Annotated in this window: 22 protein-coding genes; 16 read left to right on the forward strand and 6 right to left on the reverse strand. The window is 68.9% G+C overall.

The features are described 5' to 3' along the window. Positions 1-150 precede the first annotated feature (150 nt). The 4 genes from ACYU7L_RS11815 to ACYU7L_RS11830 all read right to left on the reverse strand — a co-directional run bounded on the left by ACYU7L_RS11815 (position 151) and on the right by ACYU7L_RS11830 (position 3,817). Positions 151-1,350 (reverse strand): tyrosine-type recombinase/integrase, encoded by a 1,200-nt coding sequence (locus ACYU7L_RS11815; RefSeq protein WP_460796732.1) that lies wholly within the window; start codon positions 1,348-1,350, stop codon positions 151-153. Between the two features lie 27 nt (positions 1,351-1,377). After that, complete coding sequence (locus ACYU7L_RS11820; protein ID WP_460796734.1) at positions 1,378-1,659, reverse strand: helix-turn-helix transcriptional regulator; 282 nt, start codon at positions 1,657-1,659, stop codon at positions 1,378-1,380. A 231-nt stretch (positions 1,660-1,890) separates the two neighbouring features. Beyond that, on the reverse strand, positions 1,891-3,462 hold the full coding sequence (locus tag ACYU7L_RS11825) for a hypothetical protein (protein WP_460796737.1): 1,572 nt from the start codon (positions 3,460-3,462) through the stop codon (positions 1,891-1,893). Further along, positions 3,452-3,817, reverse strand: a complete 366-nt coding sequence (locus ACYU7L_RS11830; protein WP_460796739.1) for a hypothetical protein — start codon at positions 3,815-3,817, stop codon at positions 3,452-3,454. Before ACYU7L_RS11830 ends, ACYU7L_RS11825 begins: the two co-directional genes overlap by 11 nt. A gap of 215 nt (positions 3,818-4,032) precedes the next feature. Here ACYU7L_RS11830 and ACYU7L_RS11835 point away from each other — a divergent pair, with 215 nt between their 5' ends. Next, positions 4,033-4,899 carry a hypothetical protein gene (locus ACYU7L_RS11835; protein WP_460796742.1) on the forward strand — a complete coding sequence of 289 codons (867 nt, stop codon included), beginning with the start codon at positions 4,033-4,035 and terminating at the stop codon, positions 4,897-4,899. A 33-nt stretch (positions 4,900-4,932) separates the two neighbouring features. On the opposite strand, the gene ACYU7L_RS11840 is transcribed toward ACYU7L_RS11835, so the two are convergent. Continuing rightward, positions 4,933-5,223 carry a hypothetical protein gene (locus tag ACYU7L_RS11840; protein ID WP_460796745.1) on the reverse strand — a complete coding sequence of 97 codons (291 nt, stop codon included), beginning with the start codon at positions 5,221-5,223 and terminating at the stop codon, positions 4,933-4,935. Positions 5,224-5,300: 77 nt separating this feature from the next. On the opposite strand from ACYU7L_RS11840, the gene ACYU7L_RS11845 reads away from it, so the two are divergent. From ACYU7L_RS11845 to ACYU7L_RS11915, 15 genes are all read left to right on the forward strand, one after another. Beyond that, positions 5,301-5,753, forward strand: a complete 453-nt coding sequence (locus ACYU7L_RS11845; protein ID WP_460796748.1) for a helix-turn-helix domain-containing protein — start codon at positions 5,301-5,303, stop codon at positions 5,751-5,753. Positions 5,754-6,121: 368 nt separating this feature from the next. Beyond that, the gene (locus ACYU7L_RS11850; protein WP_460796751.1) at positions 6,122-6,751 is read left to right on the forward strand and encodes an SAF domain-containing protein; all 630 of its coding nucleotides are present in this window, start codon (positions 6,122-6,124) and stop codon (positions 6,749-6,751) included. A gap of 45 nt (positions 6,752-6,796) precedes the next feature. Further along, positions 6,797-7,597, forward strand: a complete 801-nt coding sequence (locus ACYU7L_RS11855; RefSeq protein ID WP_460796752.1) for a hypothetical protein — start codon at positions 6,797-6,799, stop codon at positions 7,595-7,597. After that, positions 7,594-9,300: a CpaF family protein gene (locus tag ACYU7L_RS11860; protein ID WP_460796755.1), complete on the forward strand. Its 1,707-nt coding sequence runs from the start codon at positions 7,594-7,596 to the stop codon at positions 9,298-9,300. The genes ACYU7L_RS11855 and ACYU7L_RS11860 overlap by 4 nt, the downstream gene beginning before the upstream one ends. Beyond that, on the forward strand, positions 9,297-10,214 hold the full coding sequence (locus ACYU7L_RS11865; RefSeq protein ID WP_460796757.1) for a type II secretion system F family protein: 918 nt from the start codon (positions 9,297-9,299) through the stop codon (positions 10,212-10,214). Before ACYU7L_RS11860 ends, ACYU7L_RS11865 begins: the two co-directional genes overlap by 4 nt. Beyond that, entirely contained in the window at positions 10,211-11,128 is a 918-nt protein-coding gene (locus ACYU7L_RS11870; RefSeq protein ID WP_460796759.1) for a type II secretion system F family protein, read from the forward strand. Before ACYU7L_RS11865 ends, ACYU7L_RS11870 begins: the two co-directional genes overlap by 4 nt. Positions 11,129-11,181: 53 nt before the next feature. Then, positions 11,182-11,388: a hypothetical protein gene (locus tag ACYU7L_RS11875; RefSeq protein WP_460796762.1), complete on the forward strand. Its 207-nt coding sequence runs from the start codon at positions 11,182-11,184 to the stop codon at positions 11,386-11,388. Positions 11,389-11,395: 7 nt separating this feature from the next. Continuing rightward, entirely contained in the window at positions 11,396-11,791 is a 396-nt protein-coding gene (locus tag ACYU7L_RS11880; protein ID WP_460796764.1) for a TadE/TadG family type IV pilus assembly protein, read from the forward strand. Then, positions 11,791-12,246 (forward strand): TadE/TadG family type IV pilus assembly protein, encoded by a 456-nt coding sequence (locus tag ACYU7L_RS11885; RefSeq protein ID WP_460796766.1) that lies wholly within the window; start codon positions 11,791-11,793, stop codon positions 12,244-12,246. Before ACYU7L_RS11880 ends, ACYU7L_RS11885 begins: the two co-directional genes overlap by 1 nt. Then, on the forward strand, positions 12,243-12,680 hold the full coding sequence (locus ACYU7L_RS11890; RefSeq protein WP_460796768.1) for a pilus assembly protein TadG-related protein: 438 nt from the start codon (positions 12,243-12,245) through the stop codon (positions 12,678-12,680). Before ACYU7L_RS11885 ends, ACYU7L_RS11890 begins: the two co-directional genes overlap by 4 nt. Continuing rightward, positions 12,677-15,913, forward strand: a complete 3,237-nt coding sequence (locus tag ACYU7L_RS11895) for a LysM peptidoglycan-binding domain-containing protein (protein ID WP_460796771.1) — start codon at positions 12,677-12,679, stop codon at positions 15,911-15,913. Before ACYU7L_RS11890 ends, ACYU7L_RS11895 begins: the two co-directional genes overlap by 4 nt. Positions 15,914-16,125: 212 nt before the next feature. Further along, entirely contained in the window at positions 16,126-16,686 is a 561-nt protein-coding gene (locus ACYU7L_RS11900; protein WP_460796774.1) for a hypothetical protein, read from the forward strand. Further along, positions 16,680-17,576 carry a hypothetical protein gene (locus tag ACYU7L_RS11905; protein WP_460796776.1) on the forward strand — a complete coding sequence of 299 codons (897 nt, stop codon included), beginning with the start codon at positions 16,680-16,682 and terminating at the stop codon, positions 17,574-17,576. Before ACYU7L_RS11900 ends, ACYU7L_RS11905 begins: the two co-directional genes overlap by 7 nt. Positions 17,577-18,061: 485 nt before the next feature. Continuing rightward, a complete protein-coding gene (locus ACYU7L_RS11910) occupies positions 18,062-18,286 on the forward strand; it encodes a hypothetical protein (protein ID WP_460796778.1) in 225 nt (74 codons plus the stop codon). A 365-nt stretch (positions 18,287-18,651) separates the two neighbouring features. Further along, positions 18,652-19,347: a thermonuclease family protein gene (locus ACYU7L_RS11915; RefSeq protein ID WP_460796780.1), complete on the forward strand. Its 696-nt coding sequence runs from the start codon at positions 18,652-18,654 to the stop codon at positions 19,345-19,347. A 3-nt stretch (positions 19,348-19,350) separates the two neighbouring features. Here ACYU7L_RS11915 and ACYU7L_RS11920 read toward each other — a convergent pair whose 3' ends face one another. Next, positions 19,351-19,827 (reverse strand): helix-turn-helix domain-containing protein, encoded by a 477-nt coding sequence (locus tag ACYU7L_RS11920; RefSeq protein ID WP_460796782.1) that lies wholly within the window; start codon positions 19,825-19,827, stop codon positions 19,351-19,353. Positions 19,828-20,224: the final 397 nt, after the last annotated feature.

Genomic DNA, 20,224 nt, shown 5'->3' on the forward strand with positions numbered 1-20,224 from the left:
ACTCCCCATTAACTCTGGCGCTCGTGCCCCGTTTTGATGCCTGGGGATGACCTGGGCGTGGGCAATCAGAAGCGTGGACGGGGCTCGCAGCACCGCCGACGCCTCGGGCCCCTGCCGGGTGAATCCCGACCCTGCCGGGTGTCGGGGGGATCAGCTTTCGTCCGGGGCTGACGAGTCGTCGGAAACGGTCGTCGTGGACTTGGCGGCGAAGGCCTGAAGGATGTGCGTCACGTCGGGTGTTGATCGGTCCTTCTCGATGTAGAACTCCTTGGTGATCGCATCCGATGAGTGCCCAAGGATGCGGGCTGCGGTGTCTGAGTCGACGAGGCGGTCGATCAAGGTCGCGACGGTCTTGCGGAACGTGTGCGGGGTGACCCAGTCGAAGCCGGTCTCTGCTCGTATCGAGCGCCAGCGCCGCTCGATGTTCCCGACCTGGTGCCAGGTGCCGTTGCGGGTGGTGAAGACCGCGTCGTGGCGATTGGCCGGTTGCTCGATGCGGCGCCTGATCAGAACGTCGACGGCGAACGGGGGCAGCGCGATGGTGCGCTTGGAAGCATCCGACTTCGGCTTCGCCTTCCGGTAGGTGCCCTTTCCCGTCTCGGTCTTGATGGTCCCGCTGATGGACACCGTCGGTGGGGCGCTCTCCAAGTTGATGTCTGACCAGCGGATCGCGAGGACCTCTCCGATCCGGCAGCCGGTAGCGAGCAGCAGATCGACGATGTCGGGCATGTCCTGGTTCGGCTTGGGGCCGGGACGTCGCTTGGTCATCCAGGCGTCCACGGCCAGGCGGAGGGCCTGGAGATCCTGCACTGAGAGCGCCTGGACGTCCTTCTTCTGACCTCGAAGCCGCGATGTGGAGGAGACCGGATTGGCTGGGATCGCGTCGTCGATCACCGCGGCGTCGAGCATCATCTTGAGGACCGTCTTGGTCTTCTTGCGGCGACTGGGCGAATCCTGGGACCTGATGAGTCGCTCAAGGCGTCCAGCGGTGGCCTCACGCAGGCGGATACTGCCGATGGCAGGGTTGATGACGTTGTCGATGATGCGTTGGTACTCGTTCGCGGTGGTCGCTTCCGAGCGCTGATCAGCCCGATACAGCGAGAGCCAGACGTCGGCCACCGTGCTGATGCGCATGTCAGAGCCGATGAGGTCACCGGAGGGGGCGCTTCGGTCGGCGATCTTGGTCTTGAGCTCTCGCACGGCGGCGGCCGCGCTTCGACCGGTCCCCGTGATCTCTCGCGTGACGCCGTCGAGGTCTCTAAAGCGCGTTCGCGCGCGGTACACGCCGGGACGTACCTGCTGCGTCGTGATGCTCCCGAATGTTCCGATGGGGAGCGGGGGGCGAGCCATGGGGCGCTCCTTCGTGACCTCTGAGCGCTATCGATGGCGTGGACCGGAGCGTCGTGACAGGGAACCCAACCCGTTGGATGTCGATGACCGCTCGCCCCTAGAGCCCGGACGGTCGTCGTTCTCCAGCTCTGTCTCGAGGTCGAGTGCCTCGGCGTGGGCCTCGATCCATGCATCCAGGTCCGAGCGGCGGTACCGCAGAGCACCGCCCGCCTTCACGGCGCGCGGGCCGAATCCCGGTCGTCGGGTGCGCCAGGTGTACAGCGTCGACTTCGCGATCCCGATGTAGTCAGCCGCATCGGTGATGTTCATCGTGGCGGGGATGAGAGCGAGTCGCCCCCGTTCAGTCGGACCTCGCTCAACGGAAGGGGCCGTGGCCGCTCCGCTCAGATCGGTGACGGCATCCTCGGGGGCGCGTTCGCGGGCCCGGGGAACCGTCGTTCGGTATCCAGCGATGCTGAGCATCTCTCTCGCCTGTGCCATCTCTCGTCCTCTCGTCTTGATGTGGTGGCCCGGTGGTCGCAGACCGGTGGCTTGTGGTGCTCACCTAGGTGGCCCGACGGATGCTGAGGGATCAGTGCCGCTTGCGGACTGGCCGCCTGGCACGTTGTGGCCGGGCGAAGGTACTGGCGGGCGGCGCCCGGCAGGTGGGGGGTTGCTGGTCGCTGCGAGACAGCTGCCTCGATGGGTGCCGCAGTTGGAGTGCGCGAGCAGGGCCAAGGGCGCCGCTGCCATGGCCGCGGACTCCGTCGCCGCACTCGCCGAACGCAGGGCGTCCCGTACGGGCCGCGGCACCGGGACGGTGCGACGCGCGAGGATGTCGGCGGCGGAGACCCATACGACGTCACTCTCCGTCGTTGCTGTGGCCAGCCCGGACTCGACGTCGTTGTGCGCGCGGCGGGACAGGGCTCGGGCTGGGCCGGTGAGGCTGGGGGTATCGGCCTTCTCGGCGACGACGTGTGCGAGCTCGGAGCCGGTCTCGATCGCACGCAATGTCGTCACGGCGCTCTGAGCGAGTCCTGGCCGGGTGGCGATGACCTCCGATGACGCCACGGCCGTGGCGTCCTGGGTGATCTGGCGGTAGGCGGCGCGGACCTCCGCGGCCGCGCGGGCCAGTGGCTCCTCGAGTTGTGCGCCGGGGAGGGCGAAGTCGCCCCATCGGCGGGCCAGGTTGCTCCAGGAGCGGCCAGCTTCTGATATCGCGGGGATCAGATGCTCCGACGGCTCGAGGATGCCGGCGGTCGTGGCCGCATCGACGAGCACCATGCTGGCGCCGGCGATGAGGCCCTGGGTGCGGGTGATCAGCAGGATGTTGGACGGCTCGAGGTCGCGGGCCAGGGCGCGGTGGGACTGGATGTCCCAGGCCGCCAGTGCCTGCGCCAGACGACCGTCGTCGACAGGCCGGATCGCCTCGCACGCGAGGGCCTGGGTGAACCCCTGGGTCAGGTAGCTGCGCGCGGTGTTCTCACACGCCGACATCCGGTCGACCCAGACCCCGGTGGGTGCGATGGCGTAGGGGGAGAGGTGTTGGGCGAGCTGGACACGACGGCCGGCGCCGCGTGCAGCGCTGACGCGTTCGCGGCCGTTGTCGTACAGGGCGACGGTGACGGCGTGGGCGGACAGGTAGAGGCCGTGCATGATCCTGGTCCGGGCTGCCTCGAGGTCGCGGTGAGCCTCGGTCTGCTGAGGCTCGATCTCGGCGCCGTAGCGGCTCACCAGCGCCGCGGCGTTACGCAGGGTCTGGGCCATCTGGTCGAGGCGGAGGTTCGCCGGGCCCGGTCCCGGCCAAGCAGTGCGACCCGCCAGGCTGGCCTGGATGGTCGAGGCCTGCGCGGACAGACTGATGATGGGGTGATCCCGCTCGGCGACGCTAGGCGGGCGAGCCGGCAGCGAGGCCCACAGGTCCGCCGCTGCCGCGACCATCGACGGCCAACTCCGTAGCAGCGTGGCGGCATCATCGCCGCTGACATCCATCAGCAGTTGCCGAGCCAGATAGTCGACGTCGACGAGCATCTCGCCGACGCTGCGCACATCGTGCGAAGTCGCCGGGATCTGAGTGACGTCGAAGAGCTCCTGGTCGATGGCGGCGTACGCCAGGCGCCGCTCAGTAGCCAAGACTGCGAGCTTCCCGGACGAGGTCGCACAGGTCGACGACCAGCTGCCAGCCGCGAACCAGCTCTGCCCGGCGCACCGGTAAGGGGCGGATCAACTCCTCGGCCTCGATGAGCAACTGCAGCGGCGTCCGCCCCTGGAGCTCAGGGAGCGGGGCGTCGTGGGGCGGCTCTGCGCTGTCAGCCAGCAGGGCGCTGGCATGGGAGTGCGCGAGGTAGATGCCCAGGCCAAGGTCGTGTAGCGGTGAGTCAGGGGCGGCCTCGTCGGCGTCGTCCCACACCTGGACCGCGGCCTGGTGCAGCAGTTGGGCGATCAAGCCAAGCCGGTGCCAGGTGAGGTCAGCCTTGACGGTGTCCACGAGCTCTCCTCTCAGTCGAAGGCCGCTCATCCATGAACCCACGTTCCGTCCGCGGCCCGCTGCGCTCAGCGCCGGGCTGTGGATAACTCGGGTGCTGTCGGCACCTGGGCACAAACTGGTCTCGTTCGCCTATGTCATCCGGGGCCCGCCGCACGATCACCGCGAGCAGAGCCCACGGGATCAGCGCTGGTGCTTCACGATGGAGGAGGGCCGAGATGAGGTACTCGACGACCGTGCTGAAGGCCGTGACGCTGGTCCCGACACTCTTGGTGAGCTGCGTGCTCACCGTGGTGGTGTGTGCCCTGCTCCCGCCGGTGCTGGGGCTGGCGGCATTCATGGCTGCGGGCGGGCTGGTGGTCGCGCTGGCGCTGGGGAAGCTGCAGGAGCCCGCAATCGCGGCGTTGACGCGGTCGCGGCCGGTGACGGAGACCGAGTCCGCAGTGATGGCGCCCGTGCTGGCCGAGCTCGTCGCTCGCGGCGTCGGCGTCGACGCGCTGTTCGTGCGCCGGGTGCAGCGACCGAGCACACCGGTGGCGGCGGCGATCGGCCAGCACACCGTGGTCGTCACCCCTGGGCTGGTCCAGGCGACGTACCGGGGCGCGGTGACCGGCGTGGAGGTGGCAGCCGCCGTGGCCTACGCGGTCGGCCGGCGCCAGGTGATCTCGCCACGACTGGATCTGGTCCTGCTTGCCGCGACCATGCCGTGGCGGCTGATGGTGGCCGCGGGCCGCGGCGTCGGCCGGGCCGTCACCTGGCTTCCGTTCCTGCGGCTCTCCTGGGCGCTGCGCGGCCTCGTGGGGGTCGTCTGCGTGGTGCAGTCGGTCGTCGAAGACCGAGCCCTGGCTGGTCTGCTCGGGGGCGCGGTCATCGCGCTGACCTATCTGGTGCCGGAGGCCGGCCGACGCATCGAGCTCCACACGGAGGCCGAGGCGGACCAGTTCGTGCTCTCGCTCGGCCTCGGTCCCGTACTGGCGGGGCTGCTGCGGCGCTACGGGCACACGATGACGCTCGAGCGCATGCAGCGCCTGGAAGCGCCCGTCGAGCAGCCCGGGCGGAGGCATCTACGCCTGGTGCACGGCTGAGCGTGCCCTGGCTCTGAGGCGGCCAGCGGCGGGCTACTCGTCGTCCGGGAAGCCAGAACCAGAGTGGTGCACGCAGCCCCGCCCGTCGCCCTCATGCGGCTCGTGGTTCAGGCAGGGCAGCGCGCCCAACCGGTGCGAGCAGCCCATCCGGTGGCTGCTCGAGGATCCGACTGTCAGTGCGCGTTCGACGATGCTGGGGATGCCCACCTGCGAGCCGCTGCGCTCGGGCATCAGGGCGCCGGCCAGTGGATCGGGGGCGGCGCTGCCAGGTGCTGTGAGGGTGGCGACACCCGGAACAGTCTTCTCGGCTGGGGAAGTGCTCATGGTCCACCTCGCTTTCTCCTCACCTAGGTGGGAAGTAGCTTGGTGAGCGAGCAGTCGGTCACTAGTGTTCCTCGGCGATGGTCTCCGGAATCGACCCCGACGCGTTGCGGGCTGCTCGCGAGAAGGCAGGGCTGACCCAGCATGAGCTGGCGCGCCTGGTGGGAGCGGCTGGGGGTGAGCGCATCTCTCGATGGGAATTGGGCATGTCGACTCCGCGCCCCGACTTTCTGGTCAGACTCGCCAGGGCCCTCGACATCGAGACGCTGCGGCTGATCCATCTGGACGGCGATGTCCCCGATGTCCGGGCGCTGCGCCTGCAGGCGGGGCTCACCGTTCCCGAGCTCGCCGCGTCGGTGAGCGTGGCGGTGCCCACCTACTACGCCTGGGAGCAAGGGCGCTGGACCCGGCTACCGGCGGCGGAGACGATCGAAGCGCTTGCCCGCGCATTCGGTGAGTCCGTCGACGTGGTGGGCGCCGCGTTCCTTGAGGCACAACTGCGACGCCAGCGCAGCGCGACAGCCTCCTCCTGAACGAGTTCGTAGATGCAGGCGGGTCCGCGCGCTTATCCACAGGGATAAATTCGTTCTGGGCGAGTCCGACGAAATGTGGTCCCATGGAATCCGGATCGTTCGGAGGCGTTGGTACTCGGTCCCACCGGGGGGATTGAGCCGCGAGACCCTCCGGTCAGGACTGGGCGATGGCACTTCGGGGGCGGTCACCGGTTGATGGCGAGCCGGTCGATAGAACTGCACTAGTGCTGTCGTGTCGAATGGGCGCAGCGCTGATCGCCCCGGCCCGTCTTGACACGTAGGTGAGCGAGACACGAGAGGACTCGGGATCCATGTCGCAGAACACCGCTCAGGGCCTGTCCGTCGAGGCTCCACCCAGGAGCACTCCCATGACGAGTCTCAACAACACCGCGCGCCCGCGCCCCAAGCAGCGTCGCAGACCCTGGGTGTTCGCGCTCTGCGCGGCCCTGGTCGCCGCAGGAGGGCTGGGGACCGCCTTCGCGTTCACCTCGGTCAACGACACGCAGGAAGTGCTCGTGGTCAGCCGCGACATCAAACGGGGCGAGACCATCGAGGCCGGCGACCTCTCGGTTGCACGGCTGAGTGTGGACCCCGTGCTGAGCCCGGTCGCCGGGAACCAGAAGCCGGACCTTGAGGGCAGCCGCGCCGCCGTCGATCTGTGGGCCGGCGCCCTCCTGACCGCAGACTCCGTCACCGACACTGTGGTGCCGAGGGAGGGGGAGTCCCTGGTAGGCGTCAGCCTCAGCCCGGCACAGATGCCCTCAGAGCCGCTGTACTCCGGCGACGCCGTCCGGATCGTCACCACGCCCGGCGACCAGGGTGAGGTCAACAACGAGGAACCGGCCACCATCGAGGCGCTCGTCGTTGGTGTGAGCCGTGTGCAGGAGACCGGCGAGACAGTCGTCGACGTCTCGGTCCCCGCAGGCGACGCTGCCGACCTGGCCGCCCGCGCCGCGACCCGACGGGTGGCATTGGTCCTGGACGCGCGGGAGCGCTGAGCGATGGCGCTGATCGTCCTCGCCTCTGCCAGCGGTTCGCCAGGCGTGTCCACCACGACGCTGGGTCTCACCCTCAACTGGCACCGTCCCGTGCTCCTGGTCGACGCAGACCCGACCGGATCCTCCGCAGTCCTCGCGGGCTACTTCCACGGAACCCAGGAGCCCACGGGCGGCCTGATCAACCTCGCCCTCGCGCTGCGCGAGGGCGCACTGTCCGCCGCCCTTCCTCGCGAGACGCTGCTGCTCGCCCCCGACTCCCCGGCGGAACGGGCGCCCTGGTTCCTGCCCGGCATCCGCGACCACGAGCAGGCCCCGAGCCTGCTCGCACTGTGGGAGCCGCTCGCCGAGCAGCTGCGCGCGCTGGACCGCCACGGGCAGGACGTCATCGTCGACGCTGGCAGGCTCGGTCTCGCTGGGTGGCCGCAGCCGCTCATCGCCGCCTCCGACTTGACCCTGCTGGTCACCCGAAGCTCCCTGCCCGCGCTGGCCGGGGCACGCTCGTGGGCCAAGACGCTGCGCGATCAGTTCGCGGCCGTCGGTGGCCTCTCACGACTCGGGGTCCTCCTCATCGACGAGGACCGGCGCTGGCCGGCGGCTCCCCGGGGCGTTGCACGCGTGCGTCCCTACACCGCGCACCACATCGCCAAGGCGCTCCAGATTCCCGTCACAGCATCGGTGGACTGGGGCCTGGAGGCCGCGGAGGTCTACTCCCACGGCGCCCGCAAGCCCCGGAAGTTCGAGTCCTGCGAGCTCGTGCGCAGCTACCGCACCGCAGCATCGGTCATCCAGTCCACCCTCACCGCCAACCAGGCAGCCCTCGCGCACCCCATCGGAGGACGCGCATGACCACCGACGGACGCCCGTCCGCAGCCGCAGCCACAGCGCGCGGGGCCGGGGCCGATGAAGGGCCCGAGCCGCGGCAAGCAGACGGCTACCCACGCTCGGCCTTCGCGCACGGCCGCGCTGCTCACGGCGACGCGCCCGCCCCGCAGCACCCGCCGAGGACCAGTGAGGACCACGACCCCTCGACGCTGCCGCTCTTTGCCGGCGTCTGGAGCAGCGCGGAGCAGCTGTCGTCGGGCCCCACCCGATCAGACTTCACCCTCCGACCGCTGGTCACGGTGCCTGGCGAGGAGCCTCGCGCGTTCGTCGCCCCCGATCACGCCGTCGCTGACGTGGGAGAGATCGAGCTCGACTGGGAGCTCATCGCCCAGTACCGGGCCGAGATCTCCTCCCGGCTGACCGCTCGTCTGGACAAGGAGGGCGGCCGGATCACCGACGAGGACCGTGAGCAGATGGGCCTCGACGTCATTGAGGAGTTCATCAAGTCCGAGGCTGAGACGCGCGTGTCGACTGGCCGACCGCCGTGGAGCCGCCAGCACGAGAACGCCCTCAAGGCTGCGCTAAAGGCCGCGCTGTTCGGACTGGGCCGGCTGCAGCCCCTGGTCGATCGCGACGACGTGGAGAACATCATCGTCATCGCTCGCGGTCCGGTGTGCGCCGTCTGGCTGGAGCTCGACGACGGCACACTGATCGAGGCCGCCCCGATCGCTGACTCGGAGGACGAGCTGCGCGAGTTTCTCGCCGACCTCGGCTCCCGGCAGAATCGCCCGTTTACCGAAGCCCGGCCCCACCTGGACCTGCGCCTGCCCGGTGGCGCCCGCCTCGCGGCCGGCTCCTGGGTGATGGCCTACACCTCGGTGGTGATCCGCAGGCACGGGCTGCGCGAGGTGTCGATGGACGAGATGGTCCGCGACCGCAAGGCGTGCGGCGCGGTTCTGGCCGATTTCGTCGCCGCCTGCGTACGCGCCGGCAAGAGCGTCGTCATCTCCGGGGTCCAGGGCTCGGGAAAGACCACCTGGGTCCGCGCGCTGTGCTCGTGTATCCCGCCCTGGGAGATGATCGGCACCTTCGAGACCGAGTTCGAGCTCCACCTGCACGAGCTGGTCGACCGGCACAAGATCGTCCACGCCTGGGAGCACCGACCCGGCTCCGGCGAGGTGGGCATCGACGGCCGCCAGGCCGGTGAGTTCACCCTCGAGGAGGCCATCCACCACTCCTTCCGGTTCAATCTGGCCCGCCAGATCGTCGGCGAGGTCCGCGGCCCTGAGGTCTGGAACATGCTCAAGGCGATGGAGTCGGGCCCGGGCTCGATCAGCACCACCCACGCCCGCAGCGCTGAGCACACCATCGAGAAGCTTGTCTCCTGCGCCATGGAGAAGGGCCCACAGGTCACCCGAGAGCTCGCGATCAGCAAGCTCGCCGCCGCCATCGACATCGTGATGTACCTGCGCTGCGTGGTCGTCCCCAACGACGACGGCACCTTCCGCAAGCAGCGCTGGGTCGAGGAGGTCCTGGTCGTCCAGCCGAGCATCGACGCGGCGCGCGGCTATGCGACCACTCCGATCTTCGCCCCGAACCGGTTCGGTCAGGCCGTCGCCACCGGAAAACTCGACCACGTGCTCGCCCAGGAACTCGCCCGCCACGGGTTCGACCTCGAGGCCTATCAGGCCGAGTCCCATGCACACCCGGAGGTGGTGACCTCATGACCGTATTCCTGCCCGCCGTCGGCGGGGCGCTCATCGTCCTCGGTTTGATCGGCATGGTCTACGCGTTGATCCCCGTCCCTGCGGCGGCGCCTCGGGCGCCCAGTGCCGTCACCCCGTTCGGCCGGGCGGGCGGCTGGGTCACCCGGCTCACCCCGCGCACCCGGAGGCTCGTCACCGGCGGTGCTGTCGCCGGCCTCCTGGTCGCGCTGATGACAGGCTGGGTGATCGCGGTCGTTCTCGTCCCAGCCGCGATCGTGGGCCTCCCGTTGCTGCTCACGCCCCCGCCAGCCGCGACGAGTATCGAGAAGCTCGAGGGGCTCGAGGAGTGGACCCGGTCGCTGTCGGGCAAGCTGACGGCCGGCCAATCTTTGCGATCTGCCCTCATCAAGTCGCTGCAGTCGGCGCCCGCGCCCATCGAGCGGGAGGTCGGGCTGATGGTCTCCCGGCTCTGGAACAACACCGCCACCACCGAGGATGTGCTGCGCGCCTTCGCCGAAGACCTCAACGACTCCACCGGCGACGTGGTGGCCAGCCAGCTGATCCTGGCCGCCAGCGGGCGCGGCCAGGCCGGTCTGGCCAAGGCACTGGACGCCCTTGCCGAGACGGTCGCCGCCGACGTGCGTGCCCGCCGCCAGATCGCCGCCGACCAGGCAAAGCCGCGTACCACCGCCCGCACCGTCACCGTGATCACCCTTGGCGTCCTGGGCGTGCTCGCCCTCACCGGCGACTACATCGAGCCGTACAGCAGCCCCCTCGGTCAGGTCATCCTCGCGGTCCTGCTCTGCGCCTACGTCGCCACGCTGCTGTGGATGCGCCGGATGGCGGTGGCCAAACCGCTCCCGCGCTTCCTCGACCTGCCGGCCCGCAACGCGCAACGTGCGGTGCACGGGCACAAGGAAGGTGCGCTCGCGTGACCGGCCTCCAGCTCGCGCTCACCAGCGGCACCCTCCTCGGGCTCGCCGTCGCCCTGCTGGTGTGGCGCATAGCCCCATCCGACCCCGATCTCACCGACGCGCTGGACCGGCTCTCTCCTCGCCATGTCGTGCTCGGCCACGGCCCCGGCGCGCCCGCCGTGGAGAACAGCGCTGAACCCAGATCTCTCGTCGACCGGATCGGCTTGTGGGCGATGAAGAACCTGCCCGGGTCAGCGTGGGCACACACTCCACGCAAGGACCTGGCCATCCTCCAAGTCAACGAGACCAGATTCTACGGCGAGAAGGTCGTCTGGGCCCTGCTAGGTCTGACCATGCCGCCCCTGTTCGCGGGCTTCTTCGCAGTGATCGGGCTCCCGCTCCCATTCGTGATCCCCACCATTGGCTCGCTCGGGCTCGCCGCACTGTTCTGGTTCATGCCCAACTACAACGCCACCGACGACGCCAAGAAGGCCCGCATCGAGTTCAGCCGTGCCTTGGGCGCCTACATCGACATGGTCGCCACCGGCGTGCGCGACGGATCCAGCGGCCAGCAGGCGCTGCGCACTGCCGCCGAGGTGGGCGACACGTGGGTGTTCAAACGGATCGAGAGCGAGCTACGCCGCGCCCGCTACATGACCCGCGCCCCGTGGGAGTCACTGCACGGGCTCGCCGCTGACCTCGCAGTCCCCGAACTCGACGACCTCGCCGACATCATGCAGCAGTCCGGCCAGGACGGCGCCCAGATCTACAACAACCTGCGCGCCCGAGCCACCGCACTGCGTTCGGCGATGCTCAGCGCCGAGCTCGGAAGGGCCAACGCCGTCTCCGAGCGCATGTACATCCCCGCCAGCCTGCTCGGCATCGTGTTCATGGCGATCCTCGTCACCCCCTCCATGCTCCGATTCGCGACCTGACAGCGACGCGATTCCCGGGCCACACGAACTCCGCCCCCAGAAAGGACAACCCGATGATGAAGCTCTTCATCACCCTCCAGGTGGCGGTCCTCGCCGTGATCACCAACATGGAGGACCGCATAGTCAAGCACCGACCCGGCGAGCGCGGATCGGTCACGATCGAGCAGGTCATCTGGGCCGGCGCGGTCATCCTCATCGTCGGCATCGTCGTCGCCGCGATCAGGGCGTTCGTGACGAGCGAGGCCGGAAAGATCAGGTAGTCCGCCCATGTTCGCCGACTCCCGCCGCCGACGCGGGGACGAGCGCGGCTCCGTGGCCATCCAGATGGTCTTCCTGATGCCCGCTCTGTTCCTGGTGATGTTCCTCGGCGTCCAGGGCGCTCTGTACTACCACGCCCGCGAGGTAGCGCTCGCGGCCGCGCAGGAGGGCGCACGCGAGGCGGGCAGCGAGAACGGCACCCGCGAGTCCGGAGTGGCCACCGCCAACGGATTCCTTCGCGATGCCGGCGGGTCCGACGTGATGACCTCGAGCAGTGTCACCGGATCACGCACCACGACAACGGCCATGATCACCGTCACCGGCAAGTCCATGAGCGTGATCCCTGGCTGGCGCGTGAGCATCCGCCAGAGCGCCAGTGTCCCGGTCGAGAGGCTCACCGAATGATGACGACGAGCGTTTGGGCCCACGCCTTCCGCGGGAGCCGGGGCGAGCGCGGATCGGTGGCCATCGAGGCCGCGATCGGTGCCCCGGCCTTCGCGCTCTTCGTGGCGATGATCGTCCTTGGCGGACGCGTCGAGATCGCCAAGCAGTCGGTGGAAGCAGCCGCGTACGAGGCGGCACGAGCAGCCTCGATCGAGCGAACCCAGAGCGCGGCGGTCGCCGCCGCCACATCCTCGGCCGCAAGCGGCCTACAGGACCAGGACGTGCACTGCACCAACACGAGGATCACGGTCAACGCTGCCGCGTTCAACGCACCGATCGGGAACACCACCCAGGTCAGCGTGACAGTGACCTGCGCGGTCAACGTGTCGGATCTGAGCATCCCCGGCGTACCCGGCACCCGCACGATCACCGCCACCGCGAGCAGCCCCGTCGACGCCTACCGGGAGCGCAGATGATGGGACACCTGATCCGACGACAGAGCGATGAGCGGGGCTCCATCAGCGTCTGGTTCGCCACCGCGTCATTGGTGATGATCATCCTGGTCGGGATGGCCGTCGACCTCGGCGGCAAGGTGCACGCCCAGCAGCAGGCACGCAGTGCCGCGGCCCAGGCAGCGCGCACCGGCGCCCAGGAGGTCCAGGGCTCGAGCGCCATTCGCGGCGAGGAGCTCCGCGTTGACATCAACGCCGCCAAGTCCGCCGCTCAGGGCTACCTCAGCGCCGCCGACGTGCAGGGCAGTGTCGCCGTCATCGGAGGCGACACCTTGATCGTGCGCACCACCGACACCTACGACAGCAAGTTCCTCGCCATCATCGGGCTGAACTCGCTGAGGGTCACCGGGCAGGCATCGGCACGGCTCATCCGCGCCCAAGGAGGCGTCGAACAATGACTACGCCCACCCCGCGCCAGCGGCTGACCGGACTGCTCGCCACGTTCGCCGTCGTCGGCATCATCATCGGCCTCCCCGCCCTCCTCCTCGCGATCGGAGCCAACCCGATCCCCGACCAGGCGCCCAGCTGGGAGCGCGTCAAGGACGCACTCCTCGCACCCGATGACGGCACCCTGGTCTTGAGCCTCTTCGAGGTGATCGGCTGGACCGCGTGGGCCCTGATGACCCTCAGCCTGGTGGTGGAGACCTTCGCCCGGCTCCGCAGAGTCGAGACGCCACCCTTGCCGGGTCTCGGCCGGCCGCAGAGCGCGGCTCGCGGCCTGGTCGGACTCGCTGCTCTGCTGTTCATCGCAGCTCCGGTGGCTGCGCCAGGCACCAACACCGGCCCGGCAGCCGCGGCCACGCCAGCGACCGCGAGCCACACCCAGGCCAGGATCGTCGACCAGACGCCCTCCCTGCACGCGGAGCGGGTCGAGGCGAAGGGGGAGCCCGCGACGCTCGCTCACGCGGTCAGGCCGGGGGAGAGCCTGTGGTCGATCGCTGAGGACCACTTCGGTGACGGCGCGCGCTACAAGGAGATCGTCGCGCTCAACCGCGACCTCCTCGGCTCCCAACCCAGCTTCCTCGAGCCCGGCTGGGTGCTGAAGCTGCCCGCCCCGGGTGGCGGAGCTTCGGTTCGCGCCTACTCCGTGCGGCCCCATGACACGCTCAGCCACATCGCCCACGAGCAGCTCGGTGATGCAGACCGGTGGCCCGAGATATACGAGGCCTCCGCCGGCATCACACAGCCCGGCGGCGCCCAGCTGGTTGATCCCGACGCAATCGAGGTCGGCTGGAAGCTCAACCTCCCCGGAGCCCAGCCACGTGCCGGCCACGACGACCGGCAGCCACAGCCACATGGGGAGGGCAGGCCTGAGACGCCCGCCCGGCCTGAGATCGGGCAGCAGCCGGCGGGTCCTCCGTCCGAAGAGACGCCGGCGATCCCCGCGCCCCAGGCCCCGAAGAGGCTGGACCTCGAGGTGCCGCAGGGCGAGGGGCCGACCGAGCCGGCCGTCGACGTGCACCAGACCGACGACGCTGAGGGCTCAGTCCTCGAGGCGCCCTGGGTCCTCGCGGGTCTCACCGGTGGGGGCGTGCTGCTGTCCGCCGCACTGCTGTCAGCGCTACGCATGCGCCGGCGCGCCGCCTTCCGGAACCGGCCGCCAGGTCGGGCGATCGCCACTCCGTCACCGGAGCTGGCGCCGGTGGAGATGACCCTGAACGCGACCGGACGCGCCGCAGCCGCCACCGTCGAGTTCGCCGACGAGGCTCTGCGTCGCCTTGCGGCCTCGGTGGGAGCTCAGAGTGCCACGATGCCGCCGCTCGCAGCCGTGGAGCTTGCCAAGGGCAAGCTGACGTTGCATCTGAGCGCCCCGGCCGCCGTACCGGCTCCGTGGGTGGGCAGCCCCGACCAGACTCACTGGCACGTCAGCACAGACACCGCGGCGGAAGACCTCGGCCCCGACACCGGCTCCGTCGAGGCGCCCTACCCGCTGCTGGTCACCATCGGCGTGAGCGACACCGGGGACACGTGGCTGCTGAACTGCGAGGAGCTGTCCCTGCTGACCATCAGTGGCGATCCCACCCATGGCCGCGACTTCGCACGCCACCTCGCCGCGCAGCTGGCCGTCAACCCCTGGTCGCGCCGCGTCCGCGTCGACTGCATCGGCGTGGCTGAGGAAGCCATCGCCATGGACGACCGGATCACCTACTACCCGACCGGCGCGGCCGGGACACCGGCGACCGCAGACATCCTCGCCACCGCGGTCACCGCCGTCGACCGGGCGAAGCGACACAGCACCGACGTCTCCACCGCCCGCACCGGCAGCGTCGACGACGACACCTGGCCCGCCAGGATGTTGCTCCTCGACGCCGCAGCCGGAGACCCCGACGACCTCGAACAGCTCCTGCAGCTGGTGAAGGACCACGTCGGCCAGACCGCGACCTCCGTCGTCGTCGCCGGAGAGCGTCCGAACACCCCCGGCGCGGTGCTGCACATGACCAACACCGGTCGCGTCGTCCTCGAGCACGCCGGGCTCGACCTCATCGCCGTCGGCCTCACCAGCGACGAGGCCCGCGGATGCGCTCTGGTCTACGCCCAGAGCGAGACCCCGGCCTACGTGGACACACCCGTGGACGAGACCGCCGCCGACGGCTGGGAGGCCTACACCGACTCCTCCGGCGCTCTGCGCCGCGAGTACACCATGCCGCGCAACACACCCGAGAACGCGATCGATGAGCCGCTGTCCTCCCTTCTCGAGCTCGATGACGAGGACTACATCCGGGAGAGCCCCATCGTGAAGGAGGACCTCGAGGTCCTCGCGCCGAAGGTCCCCGCCTGCGTCCGTGGCCAGGTCGAGGAGAAGGACCCCACCCTGGACCAGGACATCGCAGACTGGTTCTCGACCGACTGCAACCGGCCCCGGCTCACCCTGCTCGGCCCAGTCACCGCGCGCACCCACGGCAAAGCGCTCGCCAAGCGCAAGCCCTACTTCACCGAACTCCTGGCATTCCTCGCCCTGCACCGCAAGCACGGCGCAACCCGCGAGCAGATCCGCGAGGCCTTCTCCATCTCCGACGGCAAGGTGCGCGACTACACCAACATCGTCCGCGACTGGCTCGGCCCGAACCCCCACACCGGCGAGGACCACCTTCCCTATGCGGACAAGGCGCCGGCCGCCAGACTCACCGGGGTCAACGTCTACCAGGTCGACGACGGCCTTCTCGTCGACCTGGACCTGTTCTCCCGGCTTCGCAAGCGCGGCCAGGCCCGCGGGGGCGCGGAAGGCGTGGCCGACCTGTGCACAGCACTCAAGCTGGTAGGGGACGCCCCGCCGTTCAGTCAGCTGCGAGAAGAAGGATGGGAGTGGCTGGTCAACGAGCCCAACCGCGTCGACCAGATGGCCCCTGGCTGGATCGCCGACGTCGCGCTCATCGTGGTCACCGAGGCGATGGCCGTCAGCGCCCTCAGCAAGGCCCGTGCCGCCGCCGATGTCGCCCACCGCGCCGACCCCGACGGGGAGAGCACCCGTCTGTGTCTCGCCCACGTCAGGAAGGCCGAAGGCGACCAGTTCGAGGCCGACCGGATCTTGCGCGACGAGATATGCAACCGGTCCGACGACGGCGACGCGCCCACGGAGCTGTCCGAGCGCACTAAGACCATCATCCGTACACACGGCTGGCTCGCGAGCTGACCCAGAAGAGGATCACCAGCACATGACGACGTTCAACCAGGAGTTCAGCGTCCGCTACGCCGCGGCGGGCGGCGACCGCCGCGACGTTGACGCCCACCGCGTCGCACGAGCCGTGTTCTGCGCGACACCATCCGCACCCTCTACAACGACGATAAGAGGCTCGGAATCGACCAGCGGTCCGTCATGACCCCGCACAGAGGAGGAGAGAGCGCATGAGGAAATACCACCAGTCTGCACCCGGGGGAGTGGCCCTCGCTCTTGCGCTTGCCCTGACATCCTGCGCCGATGACGCCGAGCCCAAGGTCCAGACGCCGAGCGAATCCCCCTCCCAGACACCGACAGCCACCCCAACTCCGAAGGCACCTGAGGATGAGGCGGCCGCTCAGCTGACGAAGTACCTCACGGTGAGGGATCGCGCGTACCGAACGCGAACGATCGACTTCAACACCCTCAATCCAGTCGCAACCGGCGACGTGTTCATCGAGGTGCAGGAGTCGGTGGTCGACATGAAGCAGGCCGACGTCACCGAGACGGGCAGCTACGTCCACACGCTCACGGCGCCTCGGAACCGAGGGACCTCGATCGAGATTACTGACTGCGAGGACCGAACGGGAGTGACCGTGAAGGTGAAGGGCAACGTGCGGAAGCCCGACTACACGGCTCCGGATGGCAACCCGCTGCGCAACCCTGCGCCGGTGAAGTACGTCCTCGTGAAGGACAAGGGCACTTGGAAGGTATCCGGGTCCGACCTCCTGTGGGACCAGTCATGCTGAGGCGCTTCCTTGCTCTGCTGGCAATTCTCGGATCATTGGTCGTGGTCGTGGCCGCTGCGGTCCCATCGGCGGTTGCGGGCTGTGTCGTCGACAAGGCGACCGGCGAGGTCGACTGTGAGGAGGAGGACGGTGGCAACCCCGGTGGAAATAGCGGCGGCGGTGAGGCCACGGGTGGCTTCTCGACCTGCATGTTCGGTGACACGGAGATTCAGTGCTCCCGGGGTGGTGGAAGCTGGAGCAGCGAGCACATGTGTTACATCGTTTCGACGCCAGTCTCTCCTCAGCCGGATCCGCCAGCGGGCCAGTCCGACAAAGACGGCGACTGGCACCCGTGTATCCAAGCGCCTCCGTATCAGGGATCAAACCAGAATGCGTGGGTGGAGACCGGCGAGGTCCTTGTCAACCCCGAGGACCTGGCGCGCCGGGCGATCGCTTCAATGGATCTTGACCCGGTCAAGATCGGAATCGTGCCCGAGCCCGGGCAGGACCGGGTGGGCCTGGTCGGGCTGCCGGTGTGGATGTGGGTCGAAGACCCGACGGACGACACATTCGGGCCGATCACGGCTTCGGCCAGCGAAGGGCCTGTATCGGTCAGTGCCACCGCCAGGGTCTCCAGCATCGTGTGGGACATGGGCGACGGCACCAAGGTCACCTGCACCGGCCGCGGGACCCCGTACGCCGACCACTACGGCAAGCAGGATTCACCGACTTGTGGGCATCGCTACGAGCAGATGAGCGACGACAAGCCACACGGCGCGTACCCGGTCACCGCGACGAGCCATTGGGTGGTCGAGTGGACTGGCGGGGGCCAGTCCGGAAGCATCGAGTTCGACCTGACCACCGCCCCCTTACCAATCCGCATTGGCGAGGCTCAGGCATTAACACAGTGAGAGAGTGATGACCCCCAGCTGACCGGCGACGTTATGCACCCAGTTGCTGAGGCGTTCACCGGGGTCCTCGAGATCCTGGACGCCATCTACGTGCACGCCCATCAAGACCTCCCGGTCCACGGTCGACCCTCGTGGTCGTCGATGTGCTCCCAGACTTCGGGACCCCGTTCTGAGACGTACACGCCGGGGGAGGGGCGCCGGTTTCCACAGGCCGGTGCTCAAAGGCCCCCCATCGACCAGACGCCGGCGCAACAATGAGGACGCCAGGCAGAGCCCGCGTCCCACACTTCAGTTAAGGAGCACCAGCTGATGACTGCCGCTTGTGAGCGTCCGCTGCACGAAGGCCGGCCCATGCTCCGCGTCGACGGCGAGCCGGGCTCCGAGGAGCGCTGTGGGCTACCGAAAAATCATGAACGCACCGGGGTGCCCCAACGCGAGTGCCTGCCCGCCAGCGAGTGCCTGGGGCCGCTGGAGGGGGAGGGCTGATGATCTTGACGACCGATCCCCGCTACCTGGCCCACTTCACCGACCCGGTCTATGCCGATAACGGTTCCGAGGGCGCCCCCTTCGGATTACAACAAGGCGCCGACATGCTCTACGACTACGAGGTCGCAGGCCACGACATCGCGGGAGGGGGCGAGCATCGCCACCCTCATGCCCTGGGACACCATCGAGGGCGCGTTCGCCGCAGCGGAGAACGGCGACATTGACAGCCTGCAGCTCATTTACGCGGCCGGGTTCCTCCTCCTGCGCTACACCGGGCAGATCACTCAAGACGTCTACCAGGTTCTGCGCTCAGCGCTGCTGATGATCGCCGACGACCTGGAGCATCACGCCGAGGTGCGCGGTGACTCGCCCCCCGACCGTCCGGACGTCGAGAAGATCCGCTCAACCGTCCTCCCGGATCTGGACGCGTTGTGGCCGCACCACACTGACACTCCCCGAGGAACCGGCCCTTCGCTCTCGACCATGTGTGGCCCAGTGGGGCTGAGTTTGGGCAAGTCTCTGCGGGGGCCGCATGGCGCGCCTAGCCTCAGGAGACACATCTGGATTTCGCTCTTGGGGGTTGCTCGTCATGGTTGGTCGTCTCGCTGGTGCGTTCTTCGCGCTCGTCCTCATGCTCGCCGGTCTGGCGACGTTCCCGGCCGCCCACGCAGTGGCCGATCGTGACTGCGGTGACTTCAACACCCAGCAGCAGGCCCAGGACTTCTACCTCTCCCAAGGCGGCCCACAGTCCGACCCGCACCGCCTCGACGCCGATAACGACGGCCGGGCCTGCGACTCGCTCCCGTGCCCCTGTGGCGCCTCCGGCGGCGGGGGAGGGACCGGTTCTGGAAGCGGCTCCGGGTCACAGGCGACGCTGCGTCAGAACGCGAAGGTCGTCAAGGTCATCGACGGCGACACCGTGCGGGTCCGACTGCTGCCCCGCGGAGGTCGAAAGGACGTGCGACTGATCGGGATCGACACCCCCGAGGTCCACGGCGGGGTGCAGTGCTGGGGGCCGCAGGCCTCGGCTGCGATGAAGCAGATGCTGCCCGTGGGGACCCGGGTCAAGCTGGTCTCGGACCCGACCCAGAAGCTCAAGGACCGCTACAACCGGCTGCTGCGCTACGTGCTGAAGGGCAAGAAGGACATCAACCGCGCCCAGCTCTCCCGGGGCAACGCCCGCGTCTACATCTACGACCGCAAGCCCTTCAAGCGCACCCGCGCCTACAAGAGCACCCAGGCCCAGGCCAAGCGCGCCGACCGCGGCATGTGGGGCCACTGCTGAGCCTCACCGCGATCCCTCAGCCGTAGCCGAGTCTGCACCACGGGAGCGGGCTTCCTGGGCCCGTTGGTGGAACGCACGCGCGGCCGCGATGACCTCAGCGTCCACCCGTCTGATCCAGTGCTTGCCGCCGTGGACGGTGTAGGGGATCCGGCCAGCGCGGAGCAGCTGGTAGACCCGTTGGATGCTCACCGAGAGCAGCGCCGCGACCACTGGCGCGTCGAGCCACACCTGCCCATCGGCCGGTGGCGTCATCCAGGCAGCGCGCTGCTCCTGGCGCACACGCTCGGCCTCGACACGCTCCGCATCCTCGGCCGCGAGCTCGCCCGCCAGCCGACGCGCTGACGCCGCGTTGATCGAGGGGAACTTGCGGGCCAGCCCCTTGCGCTGCTCTAGCCGGCCCTCCTCGAGGAGACGTGCGACGACCGGCCGCGAACACCCAAGGACTTCCGCGGCCTCGTCGTAGGTAATCCACTCACGCACCACGTTGGAACTCCGAACTTCTCAATTTCGCTATGACCTGCGAGTTCCTATGTCTACAGGTCCGCGGAGTAGTTCGGCGCGACGAATGGCGAATCGTTCGGCTCTGGGGAGAGCCCCGGTCCCGGTTTGCGCCGGGTCCAGATCCCCAGGTTGTCCTTGCTTGTCAGGACATGCCTGAGTGTTAGGGGATGCGGCTGGTGCCGGGGTCCGGTGTGAAGAGTTCCGTCGGTGTTGATGTGAAGCCGCTGAATCCGATGCGCGAGATCGCGTAGCGGTCAAACCTGCCCGTCTCCCAGAGCTGTTCGACGGCCTCGCTCGCGTCGTCGTCGCTCTCCGCGACGACGACGAGACGCTATCAGCGGCATGAGCGGATGGCTTGCACCTGTTCGTTCGGGTC

It is taken from the genome of Nocardioides pacificus, from assembly GCF_054775955.1.